General features: G+C 32.2%; 12 protein-coding genes, 5 tRNA genes and 1 pseudogene. 1 reads left to right on the top strand and 17 read right to left on the bottom strand.

Annotation, left to right across the window (positions count from 1 at the left end):
• From rpsL to L8V79_RS07225, 17 genes and pseudogenes are all read right to left on the bottom strand, one after another.
• Positions 1-198 (bottom strand): annotated as a pseudogene (rpsL, locus tag L8V79_RS07305) (30S ribosomal protein S12); the annotation flags it as partial.
• Between the two features lie 62 nt (positions 199-260).
• Complete coding sequence (locus tag L8V79_RS07300; protein WP_263703102.1) at positions 261-893, bottom strand: CatA-like O-acetyltransferase; 633 nt, start codon at positions 891-893, stop codon at positions 261-263.
• Positions 894-935: 42 nt separating this feature from the next.
• Entirely contained in the window at positions 936-5489 is a 4554-nt protein-coding gene (rpoC, locus tag L8V79_RS07295) for a DNA-directed RNA polymerase subunit beta' (protein WP_263703101.1), read from the bottom strand.
• Entirely contained in the window at positions 5482-9615 is a 4134-nt protein-coding gene (gene rpoB, locus L8V79_RS07290; RefSeq protein ID WP_263703100.1) for a DNA-directed RNA polymerase subunit beta, read from the bottom strand. Before rpoB ends, rpoC begins: the two co-directional genes overlap by 8 nt.
• Positions 9616-9710: 95 nt before the next feature.
• The gene (rplL, locus tag L8V79_RS07285) at positions 9711-10088 is read right to left on the bottom strand and encodes a 50S ribosomal protein L7/L12 (protein ID WP_012661184.1); all 378 of its coding nucleotides are present in this window, start codon (positions 10086-10088) and stop codon (positions 9711-9713) included.
• A gap of 19 nt (positions 10089-10107) precedes the next feature.
• Positions 10108-10587, bottom strand: a complete 480-nt coding sequence (gene rplJ, locus L8V79_RS07280) for a 50S ribosomal protein L10 (RefSeq protein WP_012661183.1) — start codon at positions 10585-10587, stop codon at positions 10108-10110.
• A gap of 154 nt (positions 10588-10741) precedes the next feature.
• Complete coding sequence (gene rplA / locus L8V79_RS07275) at positions 10742-11443, bottom strand: 50S ribosomal protein L1 (protein ID WP_039617747.1); 702 nt, start codon at positions 11441-11443, stop codon at positions 10742-10744.
• Positions 11444-11506: 63 nt separating this feature from the next.
• Positions 11507-11932, bottom strand: a complete 426-nt coding sequence (gene rplK / locus L8V79_RS07270) for a 50S ribosomal protein L11 (protein ID WP_012661181.1) — start codon at positions 11930-11932, stop codon at positions 11507-11509.
• 26 nt (positions 11933-11958) lie between these two features.
• Positions 11959-12489 (bottom strand): transcription termination/antitermination protein NusG, encoded by a 531-nt coding sequence (gene nusG, locus L8V79_RS07265; RefSeq protein WP_012661180.1) that lies wholly within the window; start codon positions 12487-12489, stop codon positions 11959-11961.
• 4 nt (positions 12490-12493) lie between these two features.
• On the bottom strand, positions 12494-12676 hold the full coding sequence (gene secE / locus L8V79_RS07260; RefSeq protein ID WP_012661179.1) for a preprotein translocase subunit SecE: 183 nt from the start codon (positions 12674-12676) through the stop codon (positions 12494-12496).
• A gap of 16 nt (positions 12677-12692) precedes the next feature.
• Positions 12693-12768 (bottom strand) — tRNA-Trp (locus L8V79_RS07255).
• A gap of 21 nt (positions 12769-12789) precedes the next feature.
• On the bottom strand, positions 12790-12948 hold the full coding sequence (gene rpmG / locus L8V79_RS07250; protein ID WP_012661178.1) for a 50S ribosomal protein L33: 159 nt from the start codon (positions 12946-12948) through the stop codon (positions 12790-12792).
• 39 nt (positions 12949-12987) lie between these two features.
• Entirely contained in the window at positions 12988-14187 is a 1200-nt protein-coding gene (gene tuf, locus L8V79_RS07245) for an elongation factor Tu (protein WP_039668122.1), read from the bottom strand.
• A 65-nt stretch (positions 14188-14252) separates the two neighbouring features.
• Positions 14253-14327, bottom strand: a tRNA-Thr gene (locus L8V79_RS07240).
• 105 nt (positions 14328-14432) lie between these two features.
• Positions 14433-14509: transfer RNA gene (locus tag L8V79_RS07235), tRNA-Gly, on the bottom strand.
• Positions 14510-14516: 7 nt separating this feature from the next.
• A tRNA-Tyr gene (locus tag L8V79_RS07230) sits at positions 14517-14602 on the bottom strand.
• A gap of 47 nt (positions 14603-14649) precedes the next feature.
• Positions 14650-14725 (bottom strand) — tRNA-Thr (locus L8V79_RS07225).
• Between the two features lie 91 nt (positions 14726-14816).
• On the opposite strand from L8V79_RS07225, the gene yaaA reads away from it, so the two are divergent.
• A partial coding sequence (gene yaaA, locus L8V79_RS07220) for a YaaA family protein (protein ID WP_263703099.1) occupies positions 14817-15357 on the top strand: 541 nt, incomplete at its 3' end.

Here is a 15357-nt window from a genome sequence, read left to right as displayed (position 1 = left end):
ATAACTAATAACTTCAAAGCCACTTGTAAGTCTTACTTTGGCAACTTTTCTTAACGCTGAGTTTGGTTTTTTAGGAGTTGTTGTATAAACCCTAGTACAAACTCCCCTTCTTTGTGGGCAATTTTTAAGCGCTGGTGATTTAGATTTTTCTAAAACTTTTTTGCGCTCTTTTCTAACCAATTGATTTATGGTTGGCACAGTAATTCCTTTCATTAATAAAATAATAAACTTTGGATAATATCTAAATTTTACTTATAAAATTATAAACTATTAAGGTTTTCTTGGAGTTTTTCTAAAAACAAATAAATGTGATAAGCGTCATTGGTGGCATGATTAACATTAATACTAAAAGGAATGAGAATTTTTTTATTTTCTTTTATAATCTTTCCACTTGTTATAATAGGAAAGAAATACTGCTCTTTTTTTGGCAAGTGTAAAGAAAAATTCTCAAAAGCCACCCAAGGAATGGCAGAAATATTAAAAAGATTATCTATAGGTTCTTTTAAAAATATACTTTTATCGTTTTTTATTAATTGTTTATCCTCTTCATATAAAGATAAAAAATCATTTAAATTTTCTTTATAGAAAGTCCAAATAACAGAAAAAGTTTTAGAGTCCTTATGAAAAATAGTATAAGAAGGATGGATAATATCATAACATATTAGTTGTTTGTTTTGATCTAAACTAAATTTAAAATTATCAAAAGCATTTATACTTTTACTAATAGTGTGGATAAAACAAGGGTAGAATTCATAATTATTGTTTTTAATAAAATAATAAAAAGAACTAATATCTAATTTAACAGTAATTTCAAACGAGCAAGGAATATTTTGAGTGTAAAATTCAAAATGATCCTTTCTTTTATATTTTTCCAAATCAATCACTTTGAACATAATACACTCCAAAAATCCTAGCAAAATCGCTAGGATTGAAAATTAATTTTGTTGTTTAAGTTTTAAATTTTGATCTCCATAAAGACCTGTACCAACAGGAATCATACGACCTAAGATTACATTTTCTTTTAGATCTTCAAGATAGTCAAATTTACCTGCAATACTTGCTTCTGTTAAAACCTTTGTTGTTTCTTGGAATGAAGCAGCCGAAATCACACTATCACTTCCAATAGCTGCTCTTGTAACCCCAAGCAACACAGGCTCAGCTACAGCAGGTTCACCGCCATATCTTAAAATTCTTTCATTTTCTTCTCTGAATTTTCTTCTTGAAACCAAATCACCTACAATAAAGTTTGTATGACCACTATCTACAATTTTTACTTGTCTTAGCATTTGCGATACAATGATTTCAATATGCTTATCAGAAATCACAACACCTTGGCCACGATAAACTTGCTGAATTTCAGAAATAAGATAATAATGCAATGCTTTTTCACCTAAAATTCTAAGCACATCATGACTTGAAATAACTCCATCGGTTAATTTTTCACCCGCATGGATAAATTCACCATCTCTTACTTGAATGCGTTTTGATTTATCAATTAAATACTCTGCGCTACTTCCATCTTCTGCTTGGATAATGATTCTTTCTTTTGATCTTAAAGGTTTATCAAATCTAACAACCCCGTCAATTTCAGCCACAACAGCAGTATTTTTTGGCTTTCTTGCTTCAAATAATTCAGATACCCTTGGAAGACCTCCAGTAATATCTTTTGATTTAGCTGCTGCCTTTGGTGTTTTAGCTAAGATATCAGCTTGCTTAACCTTATCACCATCGTTTACATAAATAACAGTTTTTGGTTCGAGCTGATAACGCACCACTTTATCGTTTTCACCTATGATTAACAACGCTGGACGCACTCCACTTGGTAAATACTCATTAATAACAAGCGATCTTTTACCAGTTGCTTCATCAATTTGTTCATCAGCACTATAGCCTGATTCAATATCTTCAAAGTTAATTACACCTGCAACTTCTGCAATTACAGTATTATTATATGCATCCCATTCAGCAATGATAGTTTTATCTTCTTTGCTTGATTTTGCTATGATAGTTTTAGGATTATCCACAAAAGTGCTATCATCAAATTCAATCACAGAATCTCTTGGTATATAGTGTCTTTTTGCTTCTCTATCATTTTCATCAGCAATAACAACAAAAACACCTTTTTCTTTAACTACATCACCTTTTTTAAGATTTCTAATTCTATCTAAACCATCCCCTTTAAGCATATAAAACTTCAAGGTACCTTTTGCACCAGCTACAATATCTTGAGTGATAGGATCACCATCTTTTACTAGCAATTCACTCGCATAAGGGATACGGTTTGGTATATTCCAACCCTCTTTGATTACTTCTACAATACTTTCATTTTCAGCTACTTCAGCACCATCGCTATATGGAATATATAATTTACCTTCAATATTACCACTTACACCGGCAAGCTCATTAGCTTTTGCTAAGTCATACTTTCTTAATATAAATTTAGCTTCATTGTTTTTTGCTTTAACGCTAACCACCACATCCTCATATGCATGCTCAATATGGATAGTTCCTCTAAATGGAGCTTTGATTTTTGGCTCCACAAGTAAAATAGCAGCATTGCGGTGATTGGCCACTATAGTTTTACCTTGTCTATCTTCATAGGTATTAAGATTATAAAATCTTACAAAACCTTCTTTATGTGCTACTACTTGGCGATCTTGTAAATCTGTACTAGCAGTACCACCGCTGTGGAAAGTTCTTAGTGTAAGCTGTGTTCCTGGCTCACCGATTGATTGAGCAGATATAATACCTACAGCCTCACCTGGTTTAACTAATTTTCCTTCGCCTAGATTAATACCATAGCATTTAGAACAAACTCCTTTTTTAGCTTTACAAGTAATAGGAGTTCTAATGCTTACACTCTTTACTCCACTTTCAACAATAATTCTAGCTTTTTCCTCATCTACTAAAGTACCTTCTGAGAATAAAATCTCATTAGTAATAGAATCAATAATATTTTCAGCTAAAACTCTTCCTAAAATTCTTTCTTCTAAGGTTTCAATCACAACACCATCTGCAGTAATTTCATTAATCTCAACACCCTCATGTGCACCACAATCTTCCATTGTAACTTTTACATTTTGTGCCACATCGATAAGTTTTCTTGTCAAATAACCTGCATTTGCTGTTTTCAACGCTGTATCTGCAAGACCTTTTCTAGCACCGTGAGTTGAAATGAAATATTCAAGAACGTTTAGTCCTTCACGGAAGTTCGAAATGATCGGTGTTTCAATAATAGAACCATCAGGTTTAGCCATAAGACCCCTCATCGCAGCAAGCTGTGAAATTTGAGCTGCTGAACCCCTAGCACCAGAATCTGCCATCATATAAATAGAGTTAAATCCTTCTTTGTCTTTTTTAATTAACTCCATCATATCTTTTGATAAGACATTATTAGTGCTTTTCCAAATATCAATAATCTTGTTATATCTTTCACCTGAAGTAATCAAACCTAAATTATATGAATTTTGGATTTCTCTTACTTGTTTTTTAGCTTCTTCTATACTTTTTTGTTTTTGATCAGGCACAATAATATCAGCAATTGAAATAGAAATACCCGCTTTTGTTGCATATTCAAAACCAAGATCTTTTAGTTTATCTAAAAAGCTAGCACTTACTTCAAGACCGCCTTCTTTATAAACATAATCAACCAAAGCTGCAATATCTTTTTTCTTCATGACTTTATTCCACATATTTTCAGGAACAAAATCAGGCAAGATAGACTTAATAATTAATCTTCCAGCAGTCGTAGTGATTTTTCTTCCATCAACTACACTTCTAATACTTGCATGAATATCTAAAGATTTTGCTTCTAAAGCAATCATAACCTCTTCGATACCTGTACAAATTTTATGCTCACCCTTAGCACCATCTTTTTCTAAAGATAGATAATAAATCCCCAAAACCATATCTTGAGAAGGTACAGTCACAGAACGACCACTTGCTGGAAGCAAGATATTCATAGATGAGAGCATTAATACTTTACACTCAGCTATTGCTTCTTGAGATAAAGGTACATGTACGGCCATTTGGTCCCCGTCAAAATCAGCATTAAATGCTGCACACACTAATGGATGAAGTTGAATTGCCTTACCCTCTACAAGCACAGGATGGAAAGCTTGAATGGAAAGCTTATGCAAGGTTGGCGCACGATTAAGCATTACAGGATGACCTTTAACAACCTCTTCTAAACACTCCCAAACTTCATTGGTTTTATTTTCAATCATTTTTTTAGCTTGTTTTACAGTAGTTGCATAACCTTTTTCTTCAAGCTTAGCCAACAAATGTGGCTTAAATAATTCCAAAGCCATTTTTTTAGGTAAACCACATTGATCCATTCTAAGTTTTGGCCCAACAACAATAACACTACGACCTGAAAAATCCACCCTTTTACCAAGTAGATTTTGTCTGAAACGACCTTGTTTTCCTTTGATGATTTCACTTAAAGATTTTAATGGACGTTTATTTGCACCTTTAACCGCATTTGCTCTTCTGCCATTATCAAATAAAGCATCAACTGCTTCTTGAAGCATTCTTTTTTCATTTCTAATGATAATTTCAGGTGCATCAAGCTCCATAAGTCTTTTTAAACGTGTATTTCTATTAATAACTCTTCTATATAAATCATTCACATCAGAAACTGCAAATTTTCCACCATCTAAAGCCACCAAAGGTCTTAAATCAGGTGGTAATACAGGTAAATTTGTAATCATCATCCACTCAGGACGATTTGGAACTACTTCATCACTATTTGTATTAGTATTTAAATTACTATTTAAGAAATTTTCCACCACTTTTAAGCGTTTGATGATAGTTTTTTTCTTTGCTTCTGAATTAGTTGCTGCAATATCTTCTTTTAATTTATTTAAAAGCTCAACAAGATCTAAATTTGCTAGTAAATCTCTAACAACTTCACCACCCATTCTAGCTTTAAATCCACTACTTTCATAGCGTTGCATTAAATTTAAATACTGCTCTTCATTTAATACATCACAAAATTCAACTTTTTTAGTATTTTCATTATCATAGTATGCATCACCTGGATTTTCTACTATATATGCTTCATAATACAATACGCGCTCTAAGTCTTTCATCTTTACGCCAAGTAAAGTACCGATACGACTTGGCAAAGAATTTACATACCATATATGTGCTACTGGTGTAACTAGCTCGATATGCCCCATTCTTGAGCGGCGTACTTTAGAACTAGTAACTTCAACACCACATTTTTCACACTTAATGCCTTTAAAACGCATTTTTTTATACTTACCACAAAGACATTCATAATCTCTTACTGGTCCAAAAATTTTAGCGCAAAAAAGACCGTCTCTTTCAGGCTTTAAAGTTCTATAATTAATTGTTTCTGGTTTTTTTACTTCACCATAAGACCATGATTTGATTTTTTCAGGACTTGCAAGTCTTAATTGAAAAGCTTCAAAGTCTCTAGGTCTGCCATCTTCTTTTATTTCGATAGGTTTAAATTTACTCATTATTCTCATCCTTATCAAAAATCTCAACATCTAAAGCAAGAGATTTTAATTCATTTGTAAGTACAAAGAATGTCTCTGGAATACCTGTTGCTGGAACATTCTCACCTTTTGTTAAAGCTTTATAAGCACTAAATCTACCTTCAACATCATCAGATTTTATGGTTAACATTTCCCTTAAAGTATGAGCTGCTCCATAAGCTTCAAGAGCCCAAACCTCCATCTCACCAAATCTTTGTCCACCAAATAAAGCCTTACCACCAACTGGTTGTTGTGTTACAAGACTATAAGGTCCAGTACTTCTTGCGTGAACTTTTTCATCTACCAAGTGGTGTAATTTAAGCATATACATACATCCAACATGCACACGCTCTGCCATTTTTTCACCAGTTCTTCCATCATAAAGCTCGCTTTTTCCATCCATAGCTATTTTAGCCATTTCAAAAAGCTTACCAAATTCTTCAACCGTTACGCCTTCAAATACAGGAGTAGCAAATTTCACTCCTTTAGCCCAATCTCTAGCATAAGAAATAAGCTGTTCATCATTTAAAGTCTGCACAAATTTCTTTTCTAATTCAAGTCTAGATACACTACAAATTTCAAGAATTTTTTCACGTAATTCTTTTACAAAATCTTTTTGTTTTCTATCAAAAATTTCTTGAATTTGATCACCTAGTCTCATACCAACAATCCCTAAGTGGCTTTCAAGAATTTGTCCTATGTTCATACGGCTTGGAACCCCTAGAGGATTTAAAGCTATATCAATAGGTCTTCCATCAGGTAAATATGGCATATCAACTTCTGGAACGATATTAGACACAATACCTTTATTTCCATGGCGCCCTGCCATTTTATCCCCAACTTTCAATTTTCTCTTAGTCGCGATATATACTTTAACAAGTTTTACTACCCCACTTGGTAAAATATCATCTTTTTCTAAAATTTCTAATTTTTCATCATGCTCTGTTTTAAGTTTTTTCTTCTCATTTTGGAAATGATTTTTTAAATCATCATATTCTTTTTGTACTTCTTTAGAATAAGCTTTAACTAAAGAATTTAATGCAAAACGATTGATTTTTTCTAATTCTGTAATTTCTACTTTAGAGCCTTTTTTATATTTAACACCATTTATTTCTTCATCCGAATTTAAAGCTGATTTAGAAAGTAAAGAACATACTCTTAAAGTTTCTTCTCTATCCATCATTAAAAGTCTATCATGATGTTCTTTTTCAAGATTTAATTTTTCATCATCATAAGCTTTTATAGCGCGTGCATCTTTTTCATAACCTTTTTTAGTAAAGATTTTTACATCTACAACAACACCTTCTAATGAGGCGGTTGCATATAAAGATTTATTTACAACATGTCCAGCTTTTTCACCAAAAATAGCTCTTAATAATCTTTCTTCAGGTGTAGGTTTTACTTCACCCTTAGGTGAAACTTTACCCACCAAAATCATACCAGGCTTTATATGAGTTCCTATTTTAGCGATACCACTCTCATCAAGATGTGCTAAATCTTCTTCTTTTACATTTGGAATGTCTTTTGTAATTTCTTCTACACCATCTTTAAGCTCTCTAGCCTCTACTTCTTTTTCATAGATATGAACACTAGTAAAAGTATCTTCACGTAAAATTTTCTCACTAATTACAATAGCATCTTCATAGTTATACCCATGCCATGGCATAAATGCGATTAAGGCATTCTTACCAATAGCAAGTTCGCCTTGATCCATACTTGGACCATCTGCAATGATTTGACCTGCTTGAACAAATTCTCCTTTTTTAACAATTGGATGCTGTGTAAAAGTTGTATTTTGATTTGTTCTTAGATTTTTTTCCATTTTGTAATGATCTATAAATGGTCCATTTTCATCTTCGCCCAAAATAAAAATATTTTTATTGTCAACTTTTTCTACAATCCCTGCTCTTTTAGCTTTAATAGCCTCCCAAGCATCACGAGCAATGATTTTTTCCATACCAGTACCTACTATAGGTGCTTGTGCGGTTAGTAAAGGCACTGCTTGACGTTGCATGTTTGAACCCATTAAAGCTCTGTTTGCATCATCATGCTCTAAGAATGGGATTAATGACGCTGCAACCCCTACTATCATACCTGAACAAAGGTCAATCAAATGTACTTCTTCTCTTCTTGCTAGGATTGTTTCACCATCTTGTCTTGCTTCAACAAATTCCTCAACAATATTACCTTTTTCATCAATTTTAGTTGAAGCTGCTGCAATCACTAAGCCCTCTTCTTGAGTAGCAGTCAAGTAAACAATTTCATTACTTACTTTTCCATTTTCTACTTTCTTATAAGGTGCTTCAACAAAGCCTAGATCATTTACTTTAGCATAAGTTGAAAGTGTATTAATTAATCCGATGTTTTGACCTTCTGGAGTTTCAACAGGACAAATTCTTCCATAATGTGTTGCATGAACATCACGTACTTCAAAACCTGCTCTTTCTTTTACTAAACCACCTTCACCAAGCGCTGATAAACGACGCTTGTGAGTCACTTCACTCAATGGGTTTGTTTGATCCATAAATTGAGATAATTGACCACCAGTAAAAAATTCCATAATTGTTACAGTAATTGTCTTAGGATTAATCAAATCATAAGGCATTACTTTATCAATATCTGTATTTAAAGCCGTAAATTTATCTCTAATTGATTTTTGCATTTTAGCAAGACCTACATGAAGTTCATTAGCTAAAAGTTCTCCAATTGATCTTATACGACGATTACCTAAATGGTCTCTATCGTCAATATGACCTCTACCATTTTTTACTTTAATTAAATATTTTGCAGTTTTTACTATATCTTCATTGGTTAAAACCGTAACATATTCAGGCGTATCTAAGCCTAATTTATGATTCATTTTCATACGACCAACTTTTGTTAGATCATATCTTTCAGGATTGAAAAATAAATCATTTACAAAAGCTTTTGCAGCATCTTTTACTACTGGTTCGCCTGGTCTCATTACTTTATAAATTCTAATAGCTGCTAAATCATTCTCATCATCTATATTCTCGGTTTGTTTTAATAATTTTAAAGTTTCATTATCTTGAATGAAAGAATTAATAATAGCAGCATCTACTCCATTAGCTAAGTCATTAGCAATATCAAACTGTTTTTCCTCTTTAATTTTTGCTAGTTTTCCCTCATCTAATAGCGTTAAAGAATCAAATAAAACCTCACCAGTTTCTTTATTAATAATAGGATTAGCTAAATATCTATTTGTTAAAATTTCAACTGGATATTCAACCCATTTAACCCCATCTTTTACAAGCTGTTCAGCCTTTTTCTTTGTCATTCTTTTACCAGCTTGATGAATTACATTGCCTTTTTCATCTTTCAAGTCATACTCAACTCTATCTAAAAAGTCATTTGGATTAAATTCAGTTAAGAATTTATCTTTTTTAACATGAATAGTTTGTATAGGGTAAAATAATTTTATAATGTCTTGTTTTTTATAACCAAGTGCTCTAAATAAAATTGTAATAGGCACTTTTCTTCTTTTATTAATACGCACATAAAGCACATCTTTAGCATCATATTCAAAATAAAGCCAAGAACCACGATCTGGTATGATTTGGGCTGTATATACTAATTTATTTGCAACAGTAGAACTTTCTTCTTCTTTAAATATAACACCCGGACTTCTATGAAGTTGATTTACTACAACCCTTTCAACTCCGTTAATTATGAAAGAAATTCTATCTGTCATTAAAGGGATTTCTCTAATATAAATTTCTTGTTCTTTAATATCTTTTATACCAATTTTTTCACCCGTTTTTTCATCTTTTTCATGTAAAGTTAAACGGATTTTCATTTTTAAATTTACAGAATAAGTCAAACCTCTTTCCATACACTCTCTAATAGTGTACTTAGGTTTACCTACTTCACTACTTACATATTCTAAACTTAATCTATTTTGTGGATCATGAATTGGAAAAATAGATTTAAATACTTTTTCAATTCCACTTTCTGAATTTTTAGCATCTATGTTTAAAAAATAATCAAAACTTTTCTTTTGTAATTGTAATAAATTTGGAATGTCTATTTGTTGTGGAACATTCGAGAAGTCTATTCTTAAACGATTTCCTGATTGTGAATTTAACATATTATTATACCCCATGGTAAAAGTATTGAAAGAAAGAATCCTAATTAAAGGAAAACAAGAAAGGACATAAAATCCTTTCTTTTAAAACAAAAAAATTATTTAAGCTCAACCTTAGCGCCAGCTTCTTCAAGTTGTTTTTTAGCTTCTTCGGCTTCAGCTTTGCTAACACCTTCTTTAAGAACTGATGGAGTTTGTTCAACAGCATCTTTTGCTTCTTTTAATCCAAGACCAGTTAAAGCACGAACAACTTTAATTACATTGATTTTTTTATCGCCACCATCTTGTAATACGATGTCAAATTCAGTTTTTTCTTCAGCAGCACCGCCAGCAGCACCTGCAACAGCAGCACCTGCAACCATAACTGGAGCAGCAGAAACACCAAATTTTTCTTCAAATTCTTTTACTAATTCTGAAAGTTCAAGAACACTTAGGTTAGAAATAAATTCTAATACATCTTCTTTAGTAATTGCCATTTTTTATCCTTTTTAAATTTTATTCAGCTTCTTTTTTTTCTTTTAATGCATTTAATCCAATTGTAAAATTGGTGATTGGTGCATTCCAAACTTGCAAAAGCATAGCAAGCAATTCATTGCGAGAAGGCATTTTAGCTAAAGCTTTAACTTTATCTACTGAAGCAACTTCGCCATCAATAAATGCGGTTTTGATTTCAAATGTTTGATTAGCTTCGCTAAATTTATCAGCAACTTTTGAAACATTTAATTGGTCTTCACCCCAAAGATAAATATTTGTATCTTTAAGTTCCATTCCATCTTTGCCGGCATTTTTAAGAGCAATACTTGCTAAAGTATTTTTAATAATTTGAACTTTAACATCCATTTCTCTCGCATTATTTCTTAACTCTTCAAGTTTTTTAGTGTTTAAACCTTTGTAGTTACAAACTACAACAGCTTCACTAGCCTTAAAACCCTCTTCAAGCTTAGAAACAAGTTCAATTTTTTGGCTTTTAGTCATCTTTACTCCTTTCCGACCGGTGATTTCAAGCAGAGCAGAAAATCTAATTAAGTCCTAAGACCTCGGCTATCTCCAATCTAAGATAAAAATTAGATAAAATAAAAGTTATTATCTTATCTAATTTTTATTAATGAGAGAAAAACTCTCATTAATTTTATTTTGTATCAAGTAATTCTTGAGTATCAAGAGAAAGAGAAGGACTCATAGTCAAAGAAAGACTAGCATTTTTAATATATCTTCCTTTTGCAGCAGCTGGTTTATGTTTATTAATAGCTTTTACAAATGCTGTCATATTTTCTTTTAATTGTTCTTGAGTAAAACTAACTTTACCCAAACCTGCATGGATGTTTCCTTGTTTATCAACACGGAAATTAACTTGCCCATTTTTAGCATTATTAACAGCTTGAGCAACATCCATTGTTACTGTACCTGTTTTAGGATTTGGCATCAAACCTTTAGGTCCTAAAATACGACCTACTTTACCTACTAGACCCATTAAATTTGGTGTAGCAATTAAAACATCAAAATTCATATTACCTTTTTGAATTTCTTCTACTAAATCATCGCTACCAACTATATCAGCACCTGCATTTTTTGCTTCATCAGCTTTTGCATCTTTTGCAATAACAGCAACACGAACTTTTTTACCTGTACCGCAAGGTAAAACAACACTACCTCTTACCATTTGATCTGCATGTCTTGGGTCAACATTTAATTTTAAAGCAATTTCAACTGTTTCATCAAATTTAGCAGAAGCAAGAGTTTTTACTGTGCTTATTGCCTCATCCATTAAATAGTTTTTATTTGAATCTATTTTTTTTAATAATTCTGTAAATCTTTTAGTATTTTTAGACATCAATTTTCTCCGCATTTTATATAAAGTGCTACCGCCTTTTTAAACTCTTGGCGGTAAAGAGTATTAATCTACGATTTCAACACCCATAGAACGAGCAGAACCCATGATAATTTTAGCAGCTTGCTCTCTATCTTTTGTATTCATATCAGCGATTTTTTTATCTACAATTTCTAAAACTTGTGCTTTAGTTAATTTACCTACTTTATTTTTTAAAGGATTATCCGCACCTTTAGAAATACCTGCAGCTTTTTTAATTAAATCTGTAGCTGGTGGTTGTTTTGTTATAAATGTAAAGCTTTTATCTGCATAAACAGTAATAACAACTGGAATATTAAAACCAGCCATATCTTTTGTTCTTTCATTAAATGCCTTACAAAATTCCATAATATTAACACCTTGTTGACCTAAAGCAGGACCAACTGGAGGTGATGGATTAGCCTTAGTAGCAGCTATTTGTAATTTAATTTCTCCTACGACTTTTTTAGCCATAACCTTTCTCCTTTACTTACTATTAATCAAACTATTTTTTCAACTTGAGAGTATAAGATTTCTACTGGAGTTGATCTACCAAATATAGAAACATTTAGCTTTAAAACGCCTCTAACCATATCATATTCCTCTACAATACCGACAAAGTTTGCAAAAGGACCTTCAGTTATTCTTACACTTTCTTCTTTATCAAATGAAATTTTAGGCTTAGGTGCTGCTTTATTTTTCACCTTTTCTAAAATAAGATTGATATCTTTTTCACTTAATGGAGTTGGTTTTTTACTTTCACCTATAAAACGACCAACCTTTGGTAAAGACTGAATTTTGTGCCAAAGCTCTGTTGATAAGTCTATATTAGCAAATACATAGCCTGAATATAAACTTCTTTCGCTTATTTTTTCTTTACCATTTTTAAATTCAATCACATCTTCAGTTGGAACAATTACTTCTAATAATTGCTCTTGAATTCCATGATCTCTAACTAAATTTTCTATGGCTCTTTTTACAGCCATCTCACTACCTGCATAAGTTTGAATTGCATACCATTTATGATTCATTTTTCTATCCTATAATCTTAGATAATGAAAATGACATAATCAAATCAACTAATGCTAAAAATAATGAAACAACAGTAACAACTACAAAAACTGTAATATAAGCATTTCTAACTTGCTCTTTCAAAGGCCAAATTACTTTTCCTAATTCAGCTTTTGACAATTTAAAATAAGTTATTAGTTTTTCCATATTTTACCTTATTTTGTGGCAGGGCAAGAGGGATTCGAACCCCCAACCATCGGATTTGGAATCCGGCGCTCTACCGTTGGAGCTATTGCCCTAAGGGCTTTTTTATAAAAGCCTTAACTTTTTAATTTAACTTCTTTATGAATTGTATGTTTTTTCAATCTTGGGCAATATTTTTTTAATTCTAACTTTTCAGTTGTATTTTTACTATTTTTAAAAGTGCTATAATTAATATCACCGCACTCTTCACATTTTAAACCAACTTTAATTCTCATTTTTATTCCTTAAAAAGCGAGATTAAATCTCGCTTATAATTATTTAATAATTTTAGAAACAACACCTGAACCAACAGTACGGCCACCTTCACGGATAGCAAAACGAGTACCTTCTTCAAGTGCAACTGGTGCAATAAGACTTACAGTAATTCTAACATTATCGCCTGGCATAACCATTTCAACGCCTTCTGCAAGTTGGATAGAACCAGTAACATCAGTTGTTCTTACATAAAATTGTGGTCTATAGTTATTAAAGAATGGAGTATGGCGTCCACCTTCATCTTTATTTAAAATATAAACTTCTGCTTCAAAATCAGTATGAGGAGTGATTGATTTAGGTTTAGCAAGAACCATACCACGAAGAACATCTTCTTTTTTAGTTCCACGAAGAAGAACACCAACGTTATCTCCTGCTTCACCTTGATCCATTTCTTTTCTAAACATTTCAACACCAGTTACTGTAGTGCTTTGTGTTTCTCTAATACCAACGATTTCAATAGTATCACCAACTTTAACAATACCTTTTTCAATTCTACCAGTAACAACTGTACCACGACCTGAAATTGAGAATACATCTTCGATAGGCATTAAGAAATCTTTATCTGTATCACGAGCTGGAGTTGGAATATACTCATCAACTGCTGCCATAAGATCTAAGATTTTTTTAGACCATTCACCATCTTGTCCAGCTTTTGCTTCTTCAAGAGCTTGTAAAGCCGAACCTGAAATAATTGGAGTATCATCTCCTGGGAAATCATAAGAGCTTAATAACTCTCTAATTTCCATTTCAACTAATTCTAATAACTCAGCATCATCAACCATATCAGCTTTGTTCATGAAAACAACAATATATGGTACACCTACTTGACGAGAAAGTAAGATGTGCTCTCTAGTTTGTGGCATTGGACCATCTGCAGCAGAAACAACAAGAATAGCACCATCCATTTGAGCAGCACCAGTAATCATGTTTTTAACATAGTCAGCGTGACCTGGGCAGTCTACGTGAGCATAGTGACGATTTTCTGTTTCATACTCAATGTGAGAAGTAGCAATAGTAATACCACGCTCTTTTTCTTCAGGAGCGTTATCGATATTATCATAATCTTTAAGCTCAGCCAAACCTCTTCTTGAAAGAACAGCAGAGATAGCAGCTGTTAAAGTAGTTTTACCGTGGTCAACGTGACCAATAGTACCAATATTTACGTGAGGCTTATTACGTGAAAATTTTTCTTTAGCCATCTTTTTCCTCCATATAAAATTTACAAACAAATACTAATTTATGTTTTATAATCTTTTGAAATCAATGGAGCTCATAGCGGGACTTGAACCCGCGACCTCTCCCTTACCAAGGGAGTGCTCTACCTCTGAGCCATACGAGCGCTCAGAAAAATTAAAAACATAAACTATAAAATTTTGGAAATTTGAAACTGCTAGAAATTCTGAATTTAAAAACAGCTCCCAGTTTCACTCTACCAAAATCAGGTTGGAGCGGGAAACGGGACTCGAACCCGCGACCCTCAGCTTGGAAGGCTGATGCTCTAGCCAACTGAGCTACTCCCGCAAAGCAATGGTGGTGAGTCGTGGATTCGAACCACGGAAGGCGAAAGCCAGCAGATTTACAGTCTGCCCTCGTTGGCCACTTGAGTAACTCACCATGAATAATAATGCTTTTTATTTCTGGTCAAACACTGCTATTAACAATGGAGCTGGTTAAGGGACTTGAACCCCCGACCTGCTGCTTACAAGGCAGCTGCTCTACCAACTGAGCTAAACCAGCAAAAAATAAAGTTGAATTATAATGTAATTTTGAATTAATGTCAAGTGTTTTAAATAATTTTGTATAATTTTTAAAAAACAAAGGATTTATTATGAAAATTTTATTTTCACCTAGTGAGGGAAAAAGTAAAATAAATACACATAGTTGTTTAAATGAAAAATCATTCATATTTAACAAGTTATACGATAAAAGACTTGAAGTAATTGCTAAATACAAAAAATTTATTAAAGAATGTGATGAAAATGTTCTTGAAAAATTTTTTGGCATCAAAGACAAAGATGAATTATATGATCTTAGTCATGATATATTAAAAAAAGATACAACTAAAGCAATTCAAAGATACAATGGTGTTGCTTTTGAATATTTAGATTATGAGAGTTTGGGTGAAATTTCTAAAAAATATATAGATGAAAATGTATTAATATTTTCAAATCTTTTTGGTCCTATTTTAGCAAAAGATTTAATACCTTATTATAAATTAAAACAAGGAGAGAAAATCAAAGATTTTAATATAGAAAAATTTTATAAAGAAAATTTTTCCAGTGAACTTGATGATTTTTTAGAAAATGAATTAATAATCGATCTTAGAGCCAAATTTTATGAAAAATTTTACACCATTAAACAACCCTTTG

It is taken from the genome of Campylobacter sp. IFREMER_LSEM_CL2194 (genome assembly GCF_025771685.1).
Classification (GTDB): Bacteria; Campylobacterota; Campylobacteria; order Campylobacterales; family Campylobacteraceae; genus Campylobacter_D.
This window is presented reverse-complemented; position numbering and strand designations above follow the sequence as displayed.

Coding starts and splice junctions, on each gene's coding strand:
- rpoC (WP_263703101.1), bottom strand. CDS start 5,489: ATGAGTAAATTTAAACCTATCGAAATAAAAGAAGATGGCAGACCTAGA.
- rplJ (WP_012661183.1), bottom strand. CDS start 10,587: ATGACTAAAAGCCAAAAAATTGAACTTGTTTCTAAGCTTGAAGAGGGT.
- rplA (WP_039617747.1), bottom strand. CDS start 11,443: ATGTCTAAAAATACTAAAAGATTTACAGAATTATTAAAAAAAATAGAT.
- L8V79_RS07300 (WP_263703102.1), bottom strand. CDS start 893: ATGTTCAAAGTGATTGATTTGGAAAAATATAAAAGAAAGGATCATTTT.
- rplK (WP_012661181.1), bottom strand. CDS start 11,932: ATGGCTAAAAAAGTCGTAGGAGAAATTAAATTACAAATAGCTGCTACT.
- rpmG (WP_012661178.1), bottom strand. CDS start 12,948: ATGAGAATTAAAGTTGGTTTAAAATGTGAAGAGTGCGGTGATATTAAT.
- tuf (WP_039668122.1), bottom strand. CDS start 14,187: ATGGCTAAAGAAAAATTTTCACGTAATAAGCCTCACGTAAATATTGGT.
- nusG (WP_012661180.1), bottom strand. CDS start 12,489: ATGAATCATAAATGGTATGCAATTCAAACTTATGCAGGTAGTGAGATG.
- secE (WP_012661179.1), bottom strand. CDS start 12,676: ATGGAAAAACTAATAACTTATTTTAAATTGTCAAAAGCTGAATTAGGA.
- rplL (WP_012661184.1), bottom strand. CDS start 10,088: ATGGCAATTACTAAAGAAGATGTATTAGAATTTATTTCTAACCTAAGT.
- rpoB (WP_263703100.1), bottom strand. CDS start 9,615: ATGTTAAATTCACAATCAGGAAATCGTTTAAGAATAGACTTCTCGAAT.